Annotated in this window: 14 protein-coding genes and 2 pseudogenes; 12 read left to right on the forward strand and 4 right to left on the reverse strand. The window is 71.1% G+C overall.

Going from position 1 to position 20182, the window contains the following annotated elements:
- Positions 1–192: 192 nt before the first annotated feature.
- On the reverse strand, positions 193–2853 hold the full coding sequence (locus ACFWBD_RS17780; RefSeq protein ID WP_385667507.1) for a SulP family inorganic anion transporter: 2661 nt from the start codon (positions 2851–2853) through the stop codon (positions 193–195).
- A 337-nt stretch (positions 2854–3190) separates the two neighbouring features.
- On the opposite strand from ACFWBD_RS17780, the gene ACFWBD_RS17785 reads away from it, so the two are divergent.
- Entirely contained in the window at positions 3191–4471 is a 1281-nt protein-coding gene (locus tag ACFWBD_RS17785) for a hypothetical protein (protein ID WP_385667508.1), read from the forward strand.
- A 100-nt stretch (positions 4472–4571) separates the two neighbouring features.
- On the opposite strand, the gene ACFWBD_RS17790 is transcribed toward ACFWBD_RS17785, so the two are convergent.
- The gene (locus ACFWBD_RS17790; RefSeq protein WP_385667509.1) at positions 4572–5552 is read right to left on the reverse strand and encodes an ATP-binding protein; all 981 of its coding nucleotides are present in this window, start codon (positions 5550–5552) and stop codon (positions 4572–4574) included.
- 101 nt (positions 5553–5653) lie between these two features.
- Here ACFWBD_RS17790 and ACFWBD_RS17795 point away from each other — a divergent pair, with 101 nt between their 5' ends.
- The gene (locus ACFWBD_RS17795) at positions 5654–6478 is read left to right on the forward strand and encodes an oxidoreductase (protein WP_385667510.1); all 825 of its coding nucleotides are present in this window, start codon (positions 5654–5656) and stop codon (positions 6476–6478) included.
- A 414-nt stretch (positions 6479–6892) separates the two neighbouring features.
- On the opposite strand, the gene ACFWBD_RS17800 is transcribed toward ACFWBD_RS17795, so the two are convergent.
- Positions 6893–7726, reverse strand: a complete 834-nt coding sequence (locus ACFWBD_RS17800; protein WP_385667511.1) for an HAD family hydrolase — start codon at positions 7724–7726, stop codon at positions 6893–6895.
- A gap of 573 nt (positions 7727–8299) precedes the next feature.
- Here ACFWBD_RS17800 and ssd point away from each other — a divergent pair.
- The 7 genes and pseudogenes from ssd to ACFWBD_RS17835 form a co-directional block, all read left to right on the forward strand.
- Positions 8300–9412: a septum site-determining protein Ssd gene (gene ssd / locus ACFWBD_RS17805; RefSeq protein ID WP_385667512.1), complete on the forward strand. Its 1113-nt coding sequence runs from the start codon at positions 8300–8302 to the stop codon at positions 9410–9412.
- Positions 9409–10617, forward strand: a complete 1209-nt coding sequence (locus ACFWBD_RS17810; protein ID WP_385667513.1) for a TadA family conjugal transfer-associated ATPase — start codon at positions 9409–9411, stop codon at positions 10615–10617. The genes ssd and ACFWBD_RS17810 overlap by 4 nt, the downstream gene beginning before the upstream one ends.
- A complete protein-coding gene (locus ACFWBD_RS17815; protein ID WP_385667514.1) occupies positions 10610–11470 on the forward strand; it encodes a type II secretion system F family protein in 861 nt (286 codons plus the stop codon). Before ACFWBD_RS17810 ends, ACFWBD_RS17815 begins: the two co-directional genes overlap by 8 nt.
- Positions 11471–11509: 39 nt before the next feature.
- Positions 11510–12295, forward strand: coding sequence for a type II secretion system F family protein (locus ACFWBD_RS17820; protein ID WP_385667515.1), 786 nt, complete (start codon positions 11510–11512; stop codon positions 12293–12295).
- 150 nt (positions 12296–12445) lie between these two features.
- The gene (locus ACFWBD_RS17825) at positions 12446–12655 is read left to right on the forward strand and encodes a DUF4244 domain-containing protein (protein WP_385667536.1); all 210 of its coding nucleotides are present in this window, start codon (positions 12446–12448) and stop codon (positions 12653–12655) included.
- Positions 12642–13040, forward strand: a pseudogene (locus ACFWBD_RS17830) (TadE family type IV pilus minor pilin); the annotation flags it as partial. The gene ACFWBD_RS17825 and the pseudogene ACFWBD_RS17830, both read left to right, overlap by 14 nt.
- A 395-nt stretch (positions 13041–13435) precedes the next feature.
- Positions 13436–13633 (forward strand): annotated as a pseudogene (locus tag ACFWBD_RS17835) (Rv3654c family TadE-like protein); the annotation flags it as partial.
- Positions 13634–13673: 40 nt separating this feature from the next.
- On the opposite strand, the gene ACFWBD_RS17840 reads toward ACFWBD_RS17835, so the two are convergent.
- Positions 13674–16304: a DEAD/DEAH box helicase gene (locus ACFWBD_RS17840; protein ID WP_385667516.1), complete on the reverse strand. Its 2631-nt coding sequence runs from the start codon at positions 16302–16304 to the stop codon at positions 13674–13676.
- An 81-nt stretch (positions 16305–16385) separates the two neighbouring features.
- Here ACFWBD_RS17840 and bldG point away from each other — a divergent pair, with 81 nt between their 5' ends.
- The 3 genes from bldG (at position 16386) to ACFWBD_RS17855 (ending at position 19999) form a co-directional block, all read left to right on the forward strand.
- A complete protein-coding gene (gene bldG / locus ACFWBD_RS17845) occupies positions 16386–16727 on the forward strand; it encodes an anti-sigma factor antagonist BldG (RefSeq protein ID WP_009189842.1) in 342 nt (113 codons plus the stop codon).
- A gap of 110 nt (positions 16728–16837) precedes the next feature.
- Complete coding sequence (locus tag ACFWBD_RS17850; RefSeq protein WP_385667517.1) at positions 16838–17272, forward strand: ATP-binding protein; 435 nt, start codon at positions 16838–16840, stop codon at positions 17270–17272.
- A gap of 321 nt (positions 17273–17593) precedes the next feature.
- Positions 17594–19999, forward strand: a complete 2406-nt coding sequence (locus ACFWBD_RS17855) for a sodium-translocating pyrophosphatase (RefSeq protein ID WP_385667518.1) — start codon at positions 17594–17596, stop codon at positions 19997–19999.
- Positions 20000–20182 lie beyond the last annotated feature (183 nt).

Here is a 20182-nt window from a genome sequence, read left to right on the forward strand (position 1 = left end):
CGACCAGAAATTGGTTTAGACCTGTAGGGGTCGCCGCTTCTCGACCCTGTTTCCGGTGGCCAGAGGCCATCCCCTGGACCGGCCCAGGGGTCATCCGTACCCACGGACACGGAGCGGAAGGAGTTCAGCCGGTGTAACGCCTTTCACATCTCCGCCCCGCGCCGCGAGACGACGGGGAGGCGCCGCGCCGGTTCAGGCCGGCATGTCCACCTCTCCCACGTGACCGAACAGCTCGCCGTCGCCCTCGGCCGCCTCGGTGAGCAGGTACGTCTGCGCCTCGCCCACGTGGAAGTACAGCCCGTGCAGATCCAGCGCCCCGCTCCGCAGGGACCGGGCCACCGACTCGTGGGCCCGTAGGTGCTCCAACTGCTGGACCACGTTGGTCAGGCAGAGCTGCTCGACCGCGTCCACCGGTGCCCGCCCGGCCAGTCGGGCGCGTGGACGGTCGTCGTCGGCCATCCGCTGCAGGCTCGGCACACCGTGTCGCAGCCACCGCTGCAACGGGGTCCGCACACCGCCCGGTTCGGCGTCGAGCAGCGCCTGCATGGCACCGCAGCCGGAGTGTCCGCACACCGTGATGGACCGCACCTTCAGCACATCCACCGCGTACTCGATCGCGGCCGCCACCGAGTCGTCCCCGCGCTCCTCGCCGGGCGGCGGCACGAGGTTGCCGACGTTGCGCACCACGAACAGGTCGCCCGGACCACTGGAGGTGATCATCGAAGTGACCAGTCGGGAGTCGGCGCAGGTGAGGAAGAGCTGGGTGGGCCGCTGGCCCTCGCGCGCCAGCCGCGCCAGCTCGCCGCGCACCAGGGGTGCGGTGTTGCGCTGGAACGCGCTGATACCACGCACCAGTTGATGCCCACCCGGCTCGACGAGCTTCCCCGGCCGCCCTTCCTGCTCCGACCGTCCCGGCTGCCCCGGCTCGCCGAGCTTCGCTGTCTCCGTGGACTGTGTCGTCTCCCTCCCCTGGGCTGTCCCGGGCGACCCTGCCGCCTCCGCCGGGCAGGCTGCATCGGTCGCCTCCGCCGGCTGTGCTGTCAGTGGCGTCGATGTCGGTGTCGTTGATGTCTGTGGTGTCTGTGTCGTTTCCCTAGGGACTTCGCACTGGTGGTTGCGCCACGGCGTCCACGGACGGCAGCGGCAGTCGGCGATCGGGACTTCGCCGGCGCGAGCGGGATCGAGAGCCGGGGGAGCGGTCGAGTCACCGTCCCCGACGGCGATGCCGGTGCTCATGCTGCTGTGGGAGCCGACGCCTGCCTCGGCGTCCACCTCGACGTCGGTTCCGGTGTCGAGCCCCGTGCCGGAGCGGCGGCCGGTCAGCTCTACGGAGCCACCCTGGGCGGTGTGAGTCTTCTGCCAGTCCTGCAGGGCCTCGTATGCCGCGTGGTCCATGAAGGAGCCGTCCAACTCGACGACGGCATGGGTGGCTTGAGGGACGAGATGCAGGATGCGGCTCAGTCTCGGCACGGCGAGGAACGTCAACTGGCCCCTGACGTGTACGTGATGGACTCCTTCCTGCTCGTGGTGCGTGATACGGGTGCGGGCGAGGCGGTGCAGGGCGACGGCCACGGCCACGGCGATGCCGAGCGTCACGCCCTCCAGGACGCCGAGGAACACCACACCGAGGGTGGTGACGGCGTACACCAGCACCTCACGGTGGCGGGTCACCGTGCGAATGTGGTGCAGGGACACCATCTGGATGCCGACGGCCATCACCAGGGCGGCGAGTGAGGCGAGCGGGATGAGATCCAGGATCGGGACCATCAGCAGCGCGGCGACTACTACGAGAACGCCGTGCAGCATCGTGGAGTTCCGGCTCACGGCACCGGCTCGGACATTTGCCGAACTGCGCACGGCCACGCCCGCCACCGGCAGCCCGCCGAGTGCTCCGGAGACGATGTTGGCCGCGCCCTGGCCCAGCAGCTCGCGGTCCAGGTCGGAGCGGCCGACACGGGCGGAGCGGTCGCTGAGCAGGCCAGGACGCGAGGCGATCAGCTTGTCCACGGCGACCGCGCCGAGCAGCGACTGCACGCTGCACACCAAAGTGGTGGTGAGGACGGCGGCCAGGAGCCCGAGCACCGGTCCCTCGGGCAGCCCGGCCAGCGCGTGACTGCTCCAGGAGGGCAGGTCCACCTTGGGCAGGGTGAGGCCCGAGAGTGCGGCGGTGGTGGTGGCACCGGTGACGGCGACGAGGGGGGCGGGGACTCTCTGCACCAGGCGGCCCACCCGGCCGGGGATACGCGGCCAGAGCAGCAGCAGGGTCAGGGTCAGCGCGCTCATGGCCACGGCCGCAGGCTGTAGCCCGGCCAACTGGGCGGGCAGAGCGCGGAGATTGTCGAGGACCGAACTCTGGGGAGTGCCGCCGAGGACGACGTGCAGTTGGGCGACGGCGATGGTGACGCCGATGCCGGCGAGCATGCCGTGCACGATGGCGGGGCTGACGGCGAGGGCGGTGCGCGCCACGCGCAGGCAGCCGAGTCCCAGCTGGGCGAGTCCGGCCAGGACGGTGATGGCGCATGTCGTCCGCCAGCCGTACCGCTGGATGAGGTCGGCGGTGACCACGGTCAGGCCGGCTGCGGGGCCGCTGACCTGGAGTGGCGCACCGCCGATCCATCCGGCGACGATTCCGCCCACGGCGGCGGCGACGAGGCCTGCCTGGAGGGGTGCGCCGGTGGCGAGGGCGATGCCGAGGGACAGGGGCAGGGCGATCAGGAAGACCGCGATCGAGGCGGACACGTCGGCGCCCGCGATGCGGAAGCGGCGGTGCGGGGCCGGTGGGTGGCAGTGGGGTTGGTGGATGCGCTCGGTGCGCGTCGAGTGGTCGGTGCGGGTGGGGGCACAGGCGGACATGGTTCCCGTCTCCTCCGGGGCAGCGCGGTCGCGGAACATGTGGTCCCCCGGTTGGGGCGGGGGCGGTCGCGGCCGTGGGTCACGGCGTGCAGTGGCGGGATGAAAAATCAACGCTCGGTAAACAGATCGTAATGCAGAGTAAAGGCCAAGCCTGTATTTTTGCGGCAAATGGGGCAGTTAATCACCCCTGAGAGTGAAGTGGCCTTTTTGTCGGCTTGTCGTATTAATTCCTTCTCGACTCCATGCGACCTTGACGGCGCTGCCGGCTCGTCCCGGCGCGTCACCAGAGAACGCCCTCGTCGGCGTTGGCCGAGAGAAGGAAGAAGGTGGGCGGAAGATGGCCGCCACCCAGAGGATCGCCGCGGGCGCAGTGGCCGCCGCGGCTGTCGCCGCATCGCTCGCCGGTTGCGCGACGGGAGCCGGGGGCTCCCACGGTTCCGAGCAGGGAGTGCCGGGCCCGCAGAAGGCCAAGCCGGTTCCGGCCCCCAAGAGTGTCGTCCGCCTGATCGGCGACGGCTCCACCGCGTACACCGGAGCGCAGCCCCACCTGCCCCGCCCCGAACGGCTGAAGCCGGGCCAGAAGCCGCCGCAGTTCGTGGTCTTCTCCTGGGACGGCGCAGGCGAGGACAGCCAGAAGCTCTTCTCCCACTTCCGCCAGGTGTCCAAGGCCAACAACGCGACGATGACGTACTTCCTCAGCGGCGTGTACATGCTGCCGGAGGAGAAGGCGGACCTGTACCGGCCGCCGCAGCACTCGCCGGGCCGTTCCGACATCGGCTTCAACGACGAACAGGGCATCGCCGACACCGTGAAGCAGCTGCGCCTGGCGTGGCTGGAGGGCAACGAGATCGGCACCCACTTCAACGGCCACTTCTGCGGGAAGAACGGTGGCGTCGGCGAGTGGTCGGTCGAGGAGTGGAAGGAGGAGATCGACCAGGCCAAGCAGTTCGTGACGACCTGGAAGACCAACACCGGCATGAAGAACGCGGCCCCGCTGCCCTTCGACTACGACAAGGAACTCATCGGCGCCCGCACCCCCTGCCTCGAGGGCCAGAAGAACTTCATGAAGGCCGCCCGCGAGCTGGGCTTCCGCTACGACACCAGCGGCGTCAACAACCAGGTGTGGCCCGGCAAGAAGCAAGGCCTGTGGGACCTGTCGATGCAGCTCGTGCCCTTCCCCGGGCACTCCTACGAGCAGCTCACCATGGACTACAACTTCATGGTCAACCAGTCCGGCACCGCCACTCAGGGCGACCCCGACAAGCGCGAGTTCTGGGGCCACCAGATGCGTGACGGTCTGCTCAAGGGCTTCGACCGGGCCTACTACGGCAACCGCGCACCGCTGATCATCGGCAACCACTTCGAGTCCTGGAACGGCGGCACGTACATGCGCGCCGTCGAGGAGGTCGTCGAGAACGTCTGCAACAAGCCGGACGTGCGCTGCGTGTCCTTCCGGCAGCTCGCCGACTGGCTGGACGCCCAGGACCCGAAGGCCCTGGCCAAGCTGCACACGCTGGAGGTCGGCGAGTCCCCGAAGCGCGGCTGGGCGTCCTTCCTGTCCGGCAGCCCCGCCCCGGCCCCGAAGGGCGTGCCCGGGGCCCCGGCGGTCAGGCAGTAGGCGCCCGGCCCGGTCGGCGCCACAGCCAGGGGTGCCACCGACGGGACCCGTCACCGATATGAACGGTCACGTAGGAGCCGTCACATAGGCACTGTCACAGTCATACGGAGGCCGTGAGGCTTTCGCCGAGGACGAACCCGGGGTCGACCTGCGCGGCCAGGTCGACCCCGGTCCGTTCATTGCCCCAGGACTCGGCGTTCTTCAGGTGGAAGTGCACCATCTGCCGGGTGTAGCGCTCCCAGTCGCGCCTTTCGTACGCCGAGTCGACGGTCGTCCGGAGCAGGCGCAGGGCCTGGCGGTTGGTGTCCTCCAGGAGCTCGAACCGGGGCGGGCGGCCCTTCTCCATGGCGCGCACCCAGTCCGAGTGGCCGACCGTCACGAGCAGGTCGTCCCCGACCTCGGCGCGCAGGAAGTCGACGTCGTCCTGTCCCTGCACCTTGTTGCCGACGACCTTCAGCTCGACGCCGAAGTCTCGGGCGTACTCTTTGTACTGGCGATAGACGGAGACCCCCTTCCGGGTCGGCTCGGCGACGAGGAACGTGATGTCGAAGCGGGTGAACATGCCGGAGGCGAAGGAGTCCGAGCCCGCGGTCATGTCGACCACGACGTACTCGTCGGCGCCGTCGACCAGGTGGTTCAGGCACAGTTCCACCGCTCCCGTCTTGGAGTGGTAGCAGGAGACCCCCAGGTCGGCGTCCGTGAAGAGGCCCGTGACCATCAAACGGGCGGCGCCGCCGTCGAGTTCCACCGGCCGGGCGCAGGCGTCGTACACCGGGTTGTCCTCGCGCACCCGCAGCAGCCGGGAGCCCTCGCCTGGCGGTGTCGTCTTGATCATCGTCTCGGCGGAGGCGACGCGGGGGTTGGAGCCGCGCAGGTAGTCCTTGATCAACGGCAGCCGGTCGCCCATCGCCGGCAGCCCGGCGGCCTCCGCCTCGTCGAGGCCGAGAGCGGGCCCCAGGTGCTGGTTGATGTCCGCGTCGAACGCGATCACAGGTCCGCCGTCGGCGACGAGGTGGCGGATGAACAGGGAGGACAGCGTGGTCTTGCCGCTGCCACCCTTTCCCACGAAAGCAATTTTCATGTTCACAAAGGGTAGTGCGGTGGTAGCTGTGCGTGGCGGACGGGCGTGAAGAAGACCACTCCTTCGTGGGGCGCGCGTGCCGGTTGCGTAGTGTCGTACTCATGAGTACGACAGGCGCGTCCGCCGATCCGCTCGCGGCCCTGGGCTCCCTGCCCGGTGTGGCCGAGTCCGTGGAGACCATGCGCAAGGCCGTGGACCGGGTCTACGGACACCGCGTCATGCGCCGCCGCAGCACCGAGATCACTTCCGAGGCCGCACTGCGCGGCGCCCGCGGCTCGGCGGCCCTGTCCGGTGCGGACTGGGCGCTGGAAGAGGTGCGTCGGCGCACCGACTTCGGCGTCGACGGCGAGGCGCGCGTCATGGGTGCGGCTCTGCGGCTGTCCGCCGAGGCGGGTCAGTTGCTGTCCATCTGGCGACAGTCGCCGCTGCGGGTGCTGGCGCGGCTGCATCTGGTGGCCGCGGCGACCGGCGACGACGAGGTCGGACGTCCGCGACAGGCCGGTGAGGCGGTCGACGAGCCGCTGATCGAGCTGCCGCTGCCGGGCGCCGCCGAGGTGGCCGGCCGTCTTGAGGGGCTGTCCGAGCTGATCATCGCGGGAGGCTCCGCGCCCGCCCTGGTGACGGCCTCCGTCGTCCATGGCGAGCTGCTGGCCCTGCGTCCGTTCACTTCCCACAACGGCCTGGTCGCACGGGCCGCCGAGCGCATCGTGCTGATCGGCAGCGGCCTCGACCCCAAGTCGGTCTGCCCGGCCGAGGTGGGGCACGCCGAGCTGGGGCGGGCGGCCTATCTGGCGGCCCTGGACGGCTATGCCTCCGGTACCCCGGACGGCATGGCGGCCTGGATCGCACACTGCGGCAGGGCGGTCGAGCTGGGCGCCCGCGAGTCGACGGCGGTGTGCGAAGCGCTTCAGCGCGGGGCGGCGTGAGCCTCACGCGCGCGTGAGGCCCGGGTACGGGAAAGGCCCCCTCGCGGGGGCCTCACAAAGGGTTGCGGCGGTACGAGTCCTCGTACCGCCGCTGGCATGCTCACCCGGTTACCAAGCGTCCTCGATATATTGCCCATCAGGCCGGGAACTTTGCCCGTGACCTGGTGCGGCTGGCCCGTATTCGACGGGTCGACGTCGCGTGGGTGCCCAGTGGTCATGCGCGGTCCGTGGGGCCAAATGCGTTATTAAGGTGATCCTCTCGGATGTCCTTGGTCTCGCGGGCCGTTAAGTCCTTTGTACTCCTGGACCCGGACAAGCGGAAGTGCTGGCACCAGTTCTTTGCTTCTGCTCCCAAACGGGTTTCAAACGGGCGGCTCTGAAGGGTGGCAAACCGTCCCGCGCGCGGGTGCCCTTTCAGACGGTCGCCGCCCGGCGCCGGCTCGCGTACCAGACGAGGCCCGCGGTGGCCGCCGCCGCTCCTATCGCCGCGGCCGCGACGAGCGCGGGGCGGGGCGGTACGGAGAACGAGGGAATCCGCTGCTTGAGGCGCACCGGCCGATGGAAGTCGAGAATCGGCCACCCGCGCGCGACGGCCTCGCGCCGCAGCGCCCGGTCCGGGTTCACGGCGTGCGGGTGCCCGACCGCCTTCAGCATCGGCAGATCGGTCGCCGAGTCGCTGTACGCGTAACAGCGCGAGAGGTCGTACCCCTCGGACTCGGCCAGTTCCTTGACCGCCTCCGCCTTCGTGGGGCCGTAGGCGTAGTACTCCACCTCGCCGGTGAAACAGCCGTCCTCGCCCACGACCATGCGGGTGGCGACCACGCGGTCCGCGCCGAGCAGCTCGCCGATCGGCTCGACCACCTCGGCGCCCGACGTGGACACGATCACGACGTCACGGCCGGCCGTGTGGTGCTCCTCGATCAGCGAGGCCGCCTCGTCGTAGATCAGCGGGTCGATCAGGTCGTGAAGGGTCTCGGCCACGATCTCCTTCACCTGTTGGACGTTCCAGCCGCGCACGAGGGCGGACAGGTACTCGCGGGTCCGCTCCATCTGGTCGTGGTCCATACCGCCCACGAGGAAGACGAACTGGGCGTATGCGGTCCGCAGGGCAGCCCTGCGGTTGATCAGACCGCCTTGGTAGAAGGACTTGCTGAAGGTGAGCGTGCTCGACTTCGCAATGACCGTCTTGTCCAGGTCAAAGAAGGCCGCTGTGCGGGGCAAGGAGTGGTTTTCCACAACCAAGAGCATAGGGGCAGCTCATTCGGCGTAAGGTCGGCGCGTGGGTTTGCCTGAGAAGGCTCTCGGGTACACCATGGAAGTCACGGATCGTTCGCGACCGTGCTAACGCGGTCCGACTCCTCCCCCCCCGAGTCGGCCGTGAAGGCGACCCCCGCTCTCCCCCCCGGCGGGGGTCGTCGCATGTCCGGGTGGGTTTTCCAGTTCTGTACGCGGCCGCTGTGCCGCACCGAGGCGGCCGCGGTCGCCTCTTTTGCCTGCCCAGGAGCTGTCACTGTGCGTAGTCGCCAGACTCCTCTGCGGAAGTCGCACAGCAGACGGTGCGGGGCTCACCGGTATGGGTGACGGCGATATTCACAACCACCCGCTCGTCCACAGTTTTTCACCAAGATCCACACGCTTTCCCGCTTCGCTGCACCGTGATTCCGACGCGTCCGCCCAGGGCCGGCTTCACATGGCCGGTTCCGTTTGGCGGGGGCGTTCGGCCGGATTCTGTCGGCCGTTCATATGGAGACCGGCTGCCGGTTCTTCACACGTTCGGGAATCGCGGGATCGCAGCGACTGTGCGCCCCGCAGTGAAGGGGGATGGAAAACGTGACCGGAGCCGTCACACACGACCCGCCGCCCACCGCCGGAGGCGGACCGGGCAAGCCGCTGATCGTCACGGAGGACATGGAACTACTCGACGATCTGCTGCGCCTGTGCGCCGCCGCCGGCGCCACACCGGAGGTCCACCACTCGGTGCCGGAACGCCGGGGCAGCTGGGAGTCCGCGCCGCTCGTCCTGGTCGGCGACGACGCGGCGCGCCGTGTCCGCGGGGCCGCCCGCAGGCGCGGAGTGGTCCTCGTCGGCCGCGACCAGGACGACTCCGGGGTGTGGCAGCGCGCCGTGGAGATCGGCGCCGACCACGTCCTGATGCTGCCCGACGGCGAACAGTGGCTGGTCGACCGCATCGCCGACGTCGCCGAGGGCGTCGGGCGGCCCGCCCTCACCGTCGGCGTCATCGGCGGTCGCGGCGGTGCCGGAGCGTCCACGCTCGCGTGCGCCCTCGCCGTCACCTCCGCCCGAGAAGGGCTGCGCACCCTTCTGGTCGACGCCGATCCCCTGGGCGGCGGACTAGACGTCCTCCTCGGCGGCGAGAGCACGGAAGGCCTGCGCTGGCCCGCGTTCGCCGCCTCGCGCGGGAGGGTCGGCGGCAGCGCCCTGGAGGAGTCGCTGCCCAGGCTGCACTCACTGCGGGTGCTCAGCTGGGACCGGGGCGACTGCGTAGCCATCGCGCCCCAGGCCGTACGCGCGGTGCTGGCTGCCGCCCGGCGCCGGGGCGGCACCGTCGTCGTCGACCTCCCGCGCCGCATCGACGACGGCGTCGCCGAGATCCTCGCCCAGCTCGACCTCGGACTCCTCGTGGTCCCCGCCGAACTGCGCGCCGTCGCGGCGGGCAAACGCGTGGCCTCCGCCGTCGGCATGGTCCTGCGCGACCTGCGGGTGGCGGTGCGCGGCCCCTACGCGCCCGGACTCGGCGACAGCGAAGTGGCCCGACTGCTCGGCCTGCCGCTGGCCGGCGAAGTGCCCGTCGAGTCGGGGCTGTTGCGCCCGGACGGCGGCAAGGCGCCGCCCGGCGCGACCGCGCGCGGGCCGCTCGCCCGCTTCTGCAAGGAGTTCTGGGAGCGCGCGCTCACCGAGGCGGGTGGCTCATGAGCACGCCGCCCGGGCTCGAACAGGTGAGAGGTACCGGGACGCTGCTCGACGGCGTACGGCAGTGGCTCGCCGACAGCGGCTCCGAACCGACACCCGCGCGCGTGGCGCAGGCACTGCGCGAACAGGGGCGGGTCCTCGGGGACGCGGAGGTCCTCGGCGCGGCCGAGCAACTGCGGTCCGAGCTGATCGGCAGCGGGCCTCTGGAGCCACTGCTCACCGACCCCAGGGTGACCGACGTACTGGTGTCCGCCCCGGACCGGGTCTGGGTCGACCGGGGCGGCGGTCTGGAACTGACCGGCGTCTCCTTCCCGGACGCGGCGGCCGTACGACGCCTCGCTCAGCGTCTGGCCGCCGTGGCCGGACGGCGCCTGGACGACGCCCGGCCCTGGACCGACGCCCGGCTGCCCGACGGGACGCGACTGCACGCGGTGCTGCCCCCGGTCGCCGTCGGCTGCACCTGTCTGTCGCTGCGCGTCGTACGGCCCCGGGCCTTCACGCTCGGCGAACTGGTGGCCGCGGGCACGGTGCCACCGGGCGGGGACAGGGTGCTGCGGGCCCTGCTGCGGGCGCGGCTGTCCTTCCTGGTCAGCGGTGGCACCGGCAGCGGCAAGACGACCCTGCTGAGCGCGCTGCTCGGCCTGGTCGGGCCGGGGGAGCGGATCGTGCTCGCAGAGGACTCCGCGGAGCTGCGACCGGATCACCCGCACGTCGTCCGCCTGGAGACCAGACCCGCCAACCAGGAGGGAGCGGGGCTCGTCACGCTCGAGGACCTGGTGCGGCAGGCCCTGCGGATGCGGCCCGACCGGATGGTCGTGGGCGAGGTGCGCGGGCCGGAGGTCGTCCATCTGCTGGCCGCGCTCAACACGGGTCACGAGGGCGGCTGCGGGACCGTTCACGCCAACGCCGCCGCGGACGTCCCCGCCCGGCTCGAGGCGCTCGGCACGGCGGCCGGGCTCGACCGGGCCGCTCTGCACAGCCAGTTGGCGGCGGCTCTGTCGGTGGTCCTGCACCTCGTGCGCGACCCGGCCGGGCGGCGACGGATCGCCGAGGTGCACGTGCTGGAGCGGGACCCGTCCGGGCTGGTGCGGACGGTCCCGGCACTGCGGTGGCGGGCGGACGCCTTCGCCTACGAGCGGGGATGGGAGCGCCTGCGGGAGCTGCTGCGGGGCGAGGAGAGCGACGGGAGGGACGGGCGGGATGAGTGAGGTGCCGATGGCTGCGGCCGTGGCCTGTGCCGGAGCGGTGGCCTGGTTGTTGGGCGGACCGTACTCGGGGGCCAGACGTGCGCAACTGCTCCTGGCCGGAGGAGGCGTGGTCGGCAGCGGGCCGCCTTTGTGGCGGCGGCTCACCGGCGAGCTGCGCAGGCTCCGGGGACGCTGGCGACCCGAATGGTGGGCACCGGTCGCCGGACTGGCCCTGGCGCTGCTGGGCGGTTCGGTGCTGCCGGTCGTCGCGGGAGCGGCCGGGGTGCCCCTGCTGCGCCGGGCGCGGCGGGCCGCCGAGACCCGGCGGGCGGGGGAGCGCCGAGGAGACGCGGTGATCGCGCTGTGCGCGGCGCTGGCCGGGGAGGTGCTCGCCGGCCGACAGCCGGGGGAGGCGCTGCGACGGGCCGCGCAGGACTCCGGAGGGCTCGGCGCGGCGCAGCCCGCGGTGTTGGCTGCGGCGCGGTTCGGCGGGGACGTGCCCACGGCTCTCGCGGTCGCCGCACGGCAGCCGGGGGCCGACGGACTGCTGGGTCTCGCCGCTTGCTGGCGAGTGGCCGTGGACCAGGGCGCCGGTCTCGCTGCCGGCCTCGACCGCCTGGAAGCGGCGTTGCGCGCGGAACGCGAACAACGAGCGGACCTGCGGGCCCAGTTGGCCGGGCCGCGCGCCACGGTGGTGATGCTCGCCGGCCTGCCGGTCCTGGGCCTTCTGCTGGGCGCCGCGCTCGGAGCGGACCCGCTGCACGTCCTGCTGCACACCGGAGCGGGGCTGGGCTGCCTGCTCGTCGGCGGTGTGCTGGAGGGCGTGGGGATGTGGTGGGCACTGCGGATCGTCCGCCACGCGGAGGCGAAGTGAGGTGGCGAGAGCGAGGTGGGTGACGTGGACGGAGGAGGCATGAGCGTGGAAGTTGTCCACAGGCTGGGGGCGGCCGTGGGGATCGTGGTGGCCCTCTGGTGGCTGACGCGGTGGTGGGAGACCGAGCGACGCGAACGCAGGGCACGGCGGCGCCTGGCCGAACTGCTCGCGTCGGGGAGGGCGGCGACCGTCCGGGGAGCCGGGCTGCGGGAAGCCGTACGGCGGTGGCTTCCCGAGGCATTGGTGGTCGGCGCCGGATGGGCGGTGGTCGGTGGTGTCGCCGGTCTTGCGCTGGGGCTGATCGGCGCGGTGGGGCTGGGGCGGTGGCGCCGTCGGCAACAGGCCGCGGATGTGGTGAGCGAGGCCGATGCCCAGCTCGCCGCACGCCAACTCCCGCTCGCCGCCGATCTGCTGGCCGCGTGCATCGCGGCCGGCGCCGGGCCGGTGGTCGCGGCGCAGGCCGTGGGCGAGGCCCTCGGCGGCCCCGTGGGGGAAGGGCTGGCGCGTGGCGCTGCCGAGGTGCGGATGGGCGGTGAACCGGCAACCGCATGGCGGAGGCTGGCCTCGGCTCCGGGTGCCGCTGCCCTGGCCCGCTTGCTGGAGCGGGCCGACGTCTCGGGGCTGCCCGCGGCCGGACCGGTCGCCCGGCTCGCCGCCGACACCCGCGCCGACTGGGCACGCGCCGCGACGACCCGGGCGCGGCGGGCGGCCGTCATGGTCACCGTGCCGGTGGGTCTCTGCTTCCTGCCCGCCTTCATGGCGGTCGGTGTGCTGCCCATCGTCATCGGGCTCGCGGGCGGGGTGCTGGGAGGGGGTGATCGATGACGGCGTGAACGACATGAACGCCGAGGAGCGGCGGCGCCGGTGGCTGAAGAGCCGGCCGTCGGCCAACGGGCGGCCGAGCGGCGAATGGTCGAAAGCGAAGTAGCCGAACCACATCAGAGATCAAGGCAACGGAACCTCATGGGGGTTGAGATGTACAAGGCGGTACGGGCGCGGCTGAGCGCCCTGGTGTGCAGGATGCGTGCGGCGCGCGGTGACGCGGGGATGGTGACGTCCGAGTACGCGATGGGGATCGTGGCGGCCGTGGGCTTCGCGGTGCTCCTCTACCAGGTGGTGACGAGCGACGTGGTGGCGGCTCAGCTGCAGGCCATCGTGAAGCGGGCGCTCGGTGCGGGGGCGTGAGCGCGGACGAGAGCCTCGGCGCGCGTGCCGGTTGGTGTGCGCCGGGGACCGGGGGTTCGTGACGGCGGAGTCGGCCGTGGTGCTGCCGGTGCTGGTGGTGTTCGCGACGGCGCTGGTGTGGGGGCTGCTGGTCATGGCGGCCCAGATCCAGTGTGTGGACGCGGCCAGGACCGGCGCCAGGGCAGCGGCCCGGCAGGATCCGGCCGACGCGGTGCTCGAGGTGACCCGCGCGACGGCGCCGCGCGGGGCGGAGGTGGCGATCAGCAGGGAGGGCGATCAGGTCCGCGTCGTGGTCGTGGCCAAGCCACCGGCGCTGCGCGGCCTGCCCTTCGAGGTGCGGGAGGAGGCCGTGGCGGCAGCGGAGGAGACAGTGGGGATGACCGAGGGGGCTGTGGGGACGGCGGCGGGAGCCGTGGGGGCGGCGGAGGAGGCCGTGGGGGCGGCTGAGAGGGCGCGGGACGCGCCGGGTGATGCGGGAGCGTCAGGTGGCCCCCGAGACGCGCCAGGCGACCCCAGGGGCGCTCCGGGGGACGCCCGCGCGCCGGATGACCTCCGAGGCGCGGAAGCAGACGCCGGCGGACCAGGTGACCCCCGGGGTACGTCAAAAGGCGCCCGACGGTCGGTGGGAGACGCGCCGTGAGCGGCGCGGGGCGTGGAAGTGGGGTCGCGGGGCGTGGAGGCGGGGGCAGGTGGGTCCGGGTCCTCGGAGGGCGTCACAGGGACGCGGACCGTGGTTCCGCCACCGTCTGGAGTGTGGGTGCGATCGCCGTGCTGTGCGTGGTGTTCGGGTTCGTGCTGGCTCTCGGGCAGGCCGTGGCGGCCCGGCACCGCGCCGCGGGCGGCGCCGACCTCGCGGCGCTCGCGGCCGCCGACCACTGGACGGACGGCGTCGCGCAGGCCTGCGACCGGGCGGACCGGGTGGCCCGGGCGCAGGGCGCGCGACTGGTGCGGTGCGTGGTCGTCGGCGAGATCTCGGACGTGACGGCGGCGTCGGGACGGGGGCTGTTCGCGGCCGAGGTCAGGGCGCGGGCGGGCCCTGCGGATGCGGCGCCGGCCCCGCAACGGCCCCCGCAGCAGGGCCCGTTGCGGCATCCGGCGCCTTCTCCCGCCCTTCCCTCGGCCCTTCCCTCGGCCCTTCCTCCGGCCCTTCCTCCGGCGTCTTCTCCCGCTCTGCCGGAGGCTCCCCCTCCTGAGCCTTCTCCTCGGGAGCCTCCCGCAGCAGTTCCGTGAGCAGCCGTACGGCTCCCCTCTTGTGCAGTGGGTCGTTGCCGTTGCCGCACTTGGGGGACTGGATGCAGGACGGGCAGCCCGCGTCGCACTCGCAGGAGGCGATGGCCTGGCGGGTGGCCGTCAGCCAGGAGCGTGCCGTGTGGAAGGCCCGCTCCGCGAAGCCGGCGCCGCCGGGATGGCCGTCGTAGACGAAGACCGTCGGCAGCAGAGTGTCCGGATGGAGGGGGACCGAGACGCCGCCGATGTCCCAGCGGTCGCAGGTCGCGAAGAGGGGCAGCATGCCGATCGAGGCGTGTTCGGCGGCGTGCAGGGCACCGCCGAGGATCTCGGGGTTGATCCGGGCCGCGTCCAGTTGGTCCTCGGTCACCGTCCACCACACGGCACGCGTGCGCAGCGTACGAGGAGGGAGGTCGAGCTTCGACTCACCCAGGACTTCACCGGTGATGACACGTCGGCGCAGGAAGGAGACGACCTGGTTGGTCACTTCGACGGATCCGTAGCACAACCGGCCCTGACCCCAGGGAATTTCGACGTCCGTCTCCAGGACGGAGATCGACGTCGTGTCACGGGCCACCGTCGAATACGGGGGGCTGGCCTCCTCGACCAGGGCGACGGAATCCTCCAGGTCCAGGGAACGCACGAGATACGTGCGGCCCTGATGGAGGTGGACAGCGCCCTCGTGGACGGTGGTGTGGGAGGAGCCCGCGTCGACCGTGCCGAGCAGTCGGCCGGTGCCGGCCTCGACGACCTGGACGGGCCGGCCGCCCTCGCCGCGGATGTCCGTGAGGTCGGCGGCGCGTTCCCGGCGGGTCCAGTGCCAGGCCTTGGTCCGGCGCCGCAGCAGCTTCGCGGCCTCCAGTTGCGGCAGCAGGCCCTCGGTCTCGGGGCCGAACAGGGCCAGATCCTCGTCGGTCAGCGGGAGTTCCGCGGCCGCCGCGCACAGGTGCGGGGCCAGGACGTAGGGGTTGTCGGGGTCGAGGACGGTCGACTCCACCGGGCGGTCGAACAGTGCCTCCGGGTGATGGACCAGGAAGGTGTCCAGCGGATCGTCCCGGGCGATGAGCACCGCCAGCGCGCCCTGCCCGGACCGGCCCGCCCGGCCGGCCTGCTGCCACAGGGAAGCGCGTGTGCCCGGGTAGCCGGCGATCAGGACGGCGTCGAGTCCGGAGACGTCGATGCCGAGCTCCAGGGCGGTGGTCGCGGCGAGACCGAGGAGCTCGCCCGAGTGCAGGGCCTGCTCCAGGGCGCGTCGTTCCTCGGGGAGGTAACCGCCGCGGTAGGCCGCGACACGCCGGGCGAGTGAGCGGTCGACCTCGGCGAGGCGTTCCTGGGCGATCACCGCGATCAGCTCGGCGCCCCGCCGGGAGCGGACGAAGGCGACGGTGCGCACGCCCTGGACGGCGAGGTCGGTCAGGAGGTCGGCGGTCTCGGCGATGGCGGTACGCCGGACGGGTGCGCCCTTCTCGCCCACCATCTCGGTGAGCGGGGGCTCCCACAGGGCGAACACCAGTTCACCGCGGGGCGAGGCGTCGTCGGCGACCTCGACGACCGGCAGGCCGGTGAGGCGCCCGGCGGCGACCGCGGGTTCGGCGGCCGTCGCGGAGGCGAGCAGGAAGACCGGGGAGGCGCCGTAGCGGGCGCACAGGCGGCGCAGGCGGCGCAGTACATGGGCGACGTGGGAGCCGAACACGCCGCGGTAGGTGTGGCACTCGTCGATGACGACGTACTTCAGGGACTTCAGGAAGGAGGACCAGCGGGGGTGGGACGGGAGGATGCCCCGGTGCAGCATGTCCGGGTTGGTGAGGACGTGGTTGGCGTACTGGCGGATCCACTCGCGTTCCTCGAACGGGGTGTCGCCGTCGTACACGGCCGGCCGGACGGCGTTGCCGAGAGATTGTGAAAGTTCCTTCACTGAGCGGCACTGGTCCGCCGCCAGAGCCTTGGTGGGGGCCAGGTAGAGGGTGGTGGCCCCGCGGCCGTTCGGGGCCTCGGAGCCGTCCAGGAGGGCCGAGAGGACCGGTACGAGGTAGGCCAGGGACTTGCCGGACGCGGTGCCCGTGGCGACGACCACCGACTCGCCGTCCAGGGCGTGCTCGGCGGCCCGGGCCTGGTGGGCCCAGGGGTGTTCGATGCCGCAGGCCTGCACGGCCGCGATGACCTCGGGGCGAATCCGGTCCGGCCAGACGGCATGGCGGCCCTCACGCGGGGGCAAGTGCTCCGTATGAGTGATGCGCGATGCCCGGCCAGGTCCCGGGGCGAGCCGGGCCAGAACCTCGCCCGGAGACAGGCGGGGCACGGCCTCGGGCGAGGGTCGATCGGATCGGTGATTCTTGGCCATCGGCACCGAGTGTGTCACCGGCGTGACGGACAATGGGGCCAAGGCGTCGTGCACGCCTGCCGGTAAGTGATTGAATGCCATGGCGGCTGGCGTACCGTCCCGGGGACTCCTGCCCAGGTGTTCCGAGGGGCGACCGCTCGATAGCAAGGTGCTGGAGGATCCGTGGACCTGTCTCTGTCGACCCGTACCGTCGGCGATCGTACGGTCGTCGAGGTCGGTGGCGAAATCGACGTATATACCGCGCCCAAGTTGCGCGAGCAGCTGGTCGAGCTGGTGAACGACGGGAATTTCCACCTCGTCGTCGACATGGAGGGCGTGGACTTCCTCGACTCCACCGGGCTCGGCGTGCTGGTCGGCGGACTGAAGCGGGTGCGTGCCCATGAGGGCTCGCTCCGTCTGGTCTGCAACCAGGAGCGTATTTTGAAGATCTTCCGCATTACCGGTCTGACCAAGGTGTTCCCGATTCACACCTCGGTCGACGAAGCGGTCGCTGCCACCGACTGACCACCCCGTCCCGGGCCCGCGTGGCCCGGCACGGCTGGTCGAACAAAGAGGGGGTCCGGGCTTGGTGGCCCGGCCCCCCGACAGCACGCCCGTAGTTCCGAGGGGGACGCATGGCCACCGTTGAACTCCGCTTCAGCGCGCTGCCCGAGCACGTCAGGACCGCCCGACTGGTGGCGGCGGCGGTGGCGCGCAGGGCCGGAGTGGACGAGGCCGTCCTCGACGAGGTCAGGCTCGCTGTCGGCGAGGCCTGCACCCGTGCCGTCGGACTGCACCTCTCCGGCGGCATCACCGCGCCGGTGAAGGTGTCGCTGATCGAGGAGGAGAAGCAGTTCTCCATCGAGGTCGGCGACGAGGCGCCGCGCTCGGCGCCCGGTGACCGGGCGCCAGGATCGGGCGAAGGCGTCGACGTGGAGGCCGAGGAGGACGAGATGGGCCTGGCGGTCATCAGCGGCCTCGTCGACGACGTCGAGGTCTCCGCAGGCGAGCACGGTGGACTGATCCGCATGACCTGGCCGACCACGCCGGCGTCCGCGACGCTGTCCTGACCCGAACCTCGCGATTCACTCACCCGAAGGGCCCTACCTCGTAGGGCCCTTCGGCATGTGCGGACCTCGGCGACCGCGCTTACAGTGGTTCCGTGAAATAAATCTTGGAATCTCGGTGAAGTGAATCTTGGCGAAGTGAATCTTGCCGCGAATATCGTGAATCAATTCACGAACCTCAATGCCTTTAAGGCATTACCGGGCGAGATCGTGCGGGTTTTGCGCGCGAAGGCGAATTCCGCTTGCCGCACTCTGTTTTGATCAGGTTCCGGTACCTACAATCCGTCCACATCTTGAGCTCAGCCCAAGCGTCAAGGAGGACGAATGGCGGGGCTTTCTACCCCTCATCGGTTGGACCACCCCTCAACCTTCGCAGCCGCAGTGCTGACCGACGGCAACCGCCTGCTCGTGGTGGTCATCGCGGTCGTGGCGCTGGCCGCGCTCGTGGTTGCGGGCGTGCTGCTTCGCCAGGTGCTCGCGGCCGGCGAGGGCACCGACAGCATGAAGAAGATCGCGGCGGCGGTACAGGAAGGCGCCAACGCGTATCTGTCCCGACAGTTGCGCACGCTCGGCGTATTCGCCGTCGTCGTGTTCTTCCTGCTCTTCCTGCTGCCCGCGGACGACTGGAAACAGCGTGCCGGACGATCGATCTTCTTCTTGATCGGTGCCGTGTTCTCCGCGGCCACCGGTTATATCGGCATGTGGCTGGCCGTGCGCACCAATGTGCGTGTCGCCGCGGCGGCCCGGGAAGCGACTCCGGCAGAAGGCGAACCGGAAAAGGATCTCACCGCCGTCTCGCACAAGGCAATGAAGATCGCATTTCGCACGGGCGGCGTCGTCGGCATGTTCACGGTGGGGCTGGGTCTGCTCGGCGCCGCCTGCGTGGTGCTGGTGTACGCGGCCGACGCGCCGAAGGTGCTGGAGGGATTCGGACTCGGCGCGGCCCTCATCGCCATGTTCATGAGGGTGGGCGGCGGCATCTTCACCAAGGCCGCCGACGTCGGCGCCGACCTGGTCGGCAAGGTCGAACAGGGCATCCCGGAGGACGATCCGCGCAACGCCGCGACCATCGCCGACAACGTGGGCGACAACGTCGGCGACTGCGCGGGCATGGCGGCCGACCTGTTCGAGTCGTACGCCGTGACCCTGGTCGCCGCGCTGATCCTCGGCAAGGCGGCCTTCGGCGACGCCGGGCTCGCCTTCCCGCTGCTCGTCCCCGCCATCGGCGTGCTCACGGCCATGGTCGGCATCTTCGCGGTCGCCCCGCGTAGCACCGACCGCAGCGGCATGACCGCGATCAACCGGGGCTTCTTCATCTCCGCGGCGATCTCGCTCGTGCTGGTCGCGGTGGCCGTCTTCCTCTATCTCCCCGGCAAGTACGCCGACCTCGACGGCGTCACCGACGCGGCGATCCAGGGCAAGAACGGCGATCCGCGCGTTCTCGCGCTCGTCGCGGTGGCGATCGGCATCCTCCTGGCCGCGGTCATCCAGCAGCTGACGGGCTACTTCACCGAGACCAGCCGCCGACCCGTGCGCGACATCGGCAAGTCGTCGCTGACGGGCCCCGCCACCGTCATCCTCGCCGGTATCTCCGTCGGTCTCGAATCGGCCGTCTACACCGCCTTGTTGATCGGCCTGGGCGTGTACGGGGCGTTCCTGCTCGGCGGTACGTCGATCATGCTGGCGCTGTTCGCGGTGGCGCTGGCCGGCACCGGTCTGCTCACCACGGTCGGCGTGATCGTCGCCATGGACACCTTCGGGCCGGTCTCCGACAACGCGCAGGGCATCGCCGAGATGTCCGGTGACGTCCAGGGCGCGGGCGCGCAGGTGCTCACCAACCTCGACGCCGTCGGCAACACGACCAAGGCCATCACCAAGGGCATCGCCATCGCCACCGCCGTCCTGGCGGCGTCGGCGCTCTTCGGGTCGTACCGGGACGCGATCACGACGGGTGCGCAGGACGTCGGGGAGAAGCTCTCCGGGGCGGGCGCGCCGATGAGCCTGATGATGGACATCTCGCAGCCCAACAACCTCGTCGGTCTCATCGCGGGCGCAGCGGTCGTCTTCCTCTTCTCGGGGCTGGCGATCAACGCGGTTTCGCGGTCGGCGGGTTCCGTGGTGTTCGAGGTGCGGCGGCAGTTCCGCGAGCACCCCGGGATCATGGACTACAGCGAGGAGCCGGAGTACGGCAAGGTCGTCGACATCTGTACCCGGGACGCCCTGCGCGAGCTGGCCACCCCGGGACTGCTCGCCGTGCTCGCGCCCATCTTCATCGGGTTCACCCTCGGGGTCGGAGCACTCGGCGCGTTCCTCGCGGGCGCGATCGGCTCCGGCACGCTGATGGCCGTCTTCCTCGCCAACTCCGGCGGCGCGTGGGACAACGCGAAGAAACTCGTCGAGGACGGCCACCACGGCGGCAAGGGCAGCGAGGCCCATGCGGCCACGGTGATCGGGGACACGGTCGGCGACCCCTTCAAGGACACCGCAGGTCCGGCGATCAACCCGCTGCTGAAGGTCATGAACCTGGTGGCGCTGCTCATCGCGCCCGCCGTGATCAAGTTCAGCTACGGCGAGGACAAGAGCATCGGCATGCGGATCCTGATCGCGGCCCTGGCGCTCGGGGTCATCGTGGTCGCGGTGTACGTCTCCAAGCGGCGCGGGATCGCCGTGGGTGACGAAGACAACGCCGATTCTTCGTCCAAGTCCGCCGACCCGGCGGTGATTTCGTAGACCAGCCCACCGGGGCCCAGCTCAAAGGGCGGGCGGGCGACGCGCGTTGTCACGTCGCCCGCCCGTTGTGTTGAGTATGTGTCCGAGCCGTGAGCCTTCTCTCTCCTGGTGCAAATGGCTGCAATGGCCTACATAGCAGACATTCGTTCTGGGGTTCTTGCCCGGTTGCCGTGTATGTTCCGG

Origin of the sequence: Streptomyces sp. NPDC060002 (genome assembly GCF_042737245.1) — a bacterium.
GTDB lineage: Bacteria > Actinomycetota > Actinomycetes > Streptomycetales > Streptomycetaceae > Streptomyces.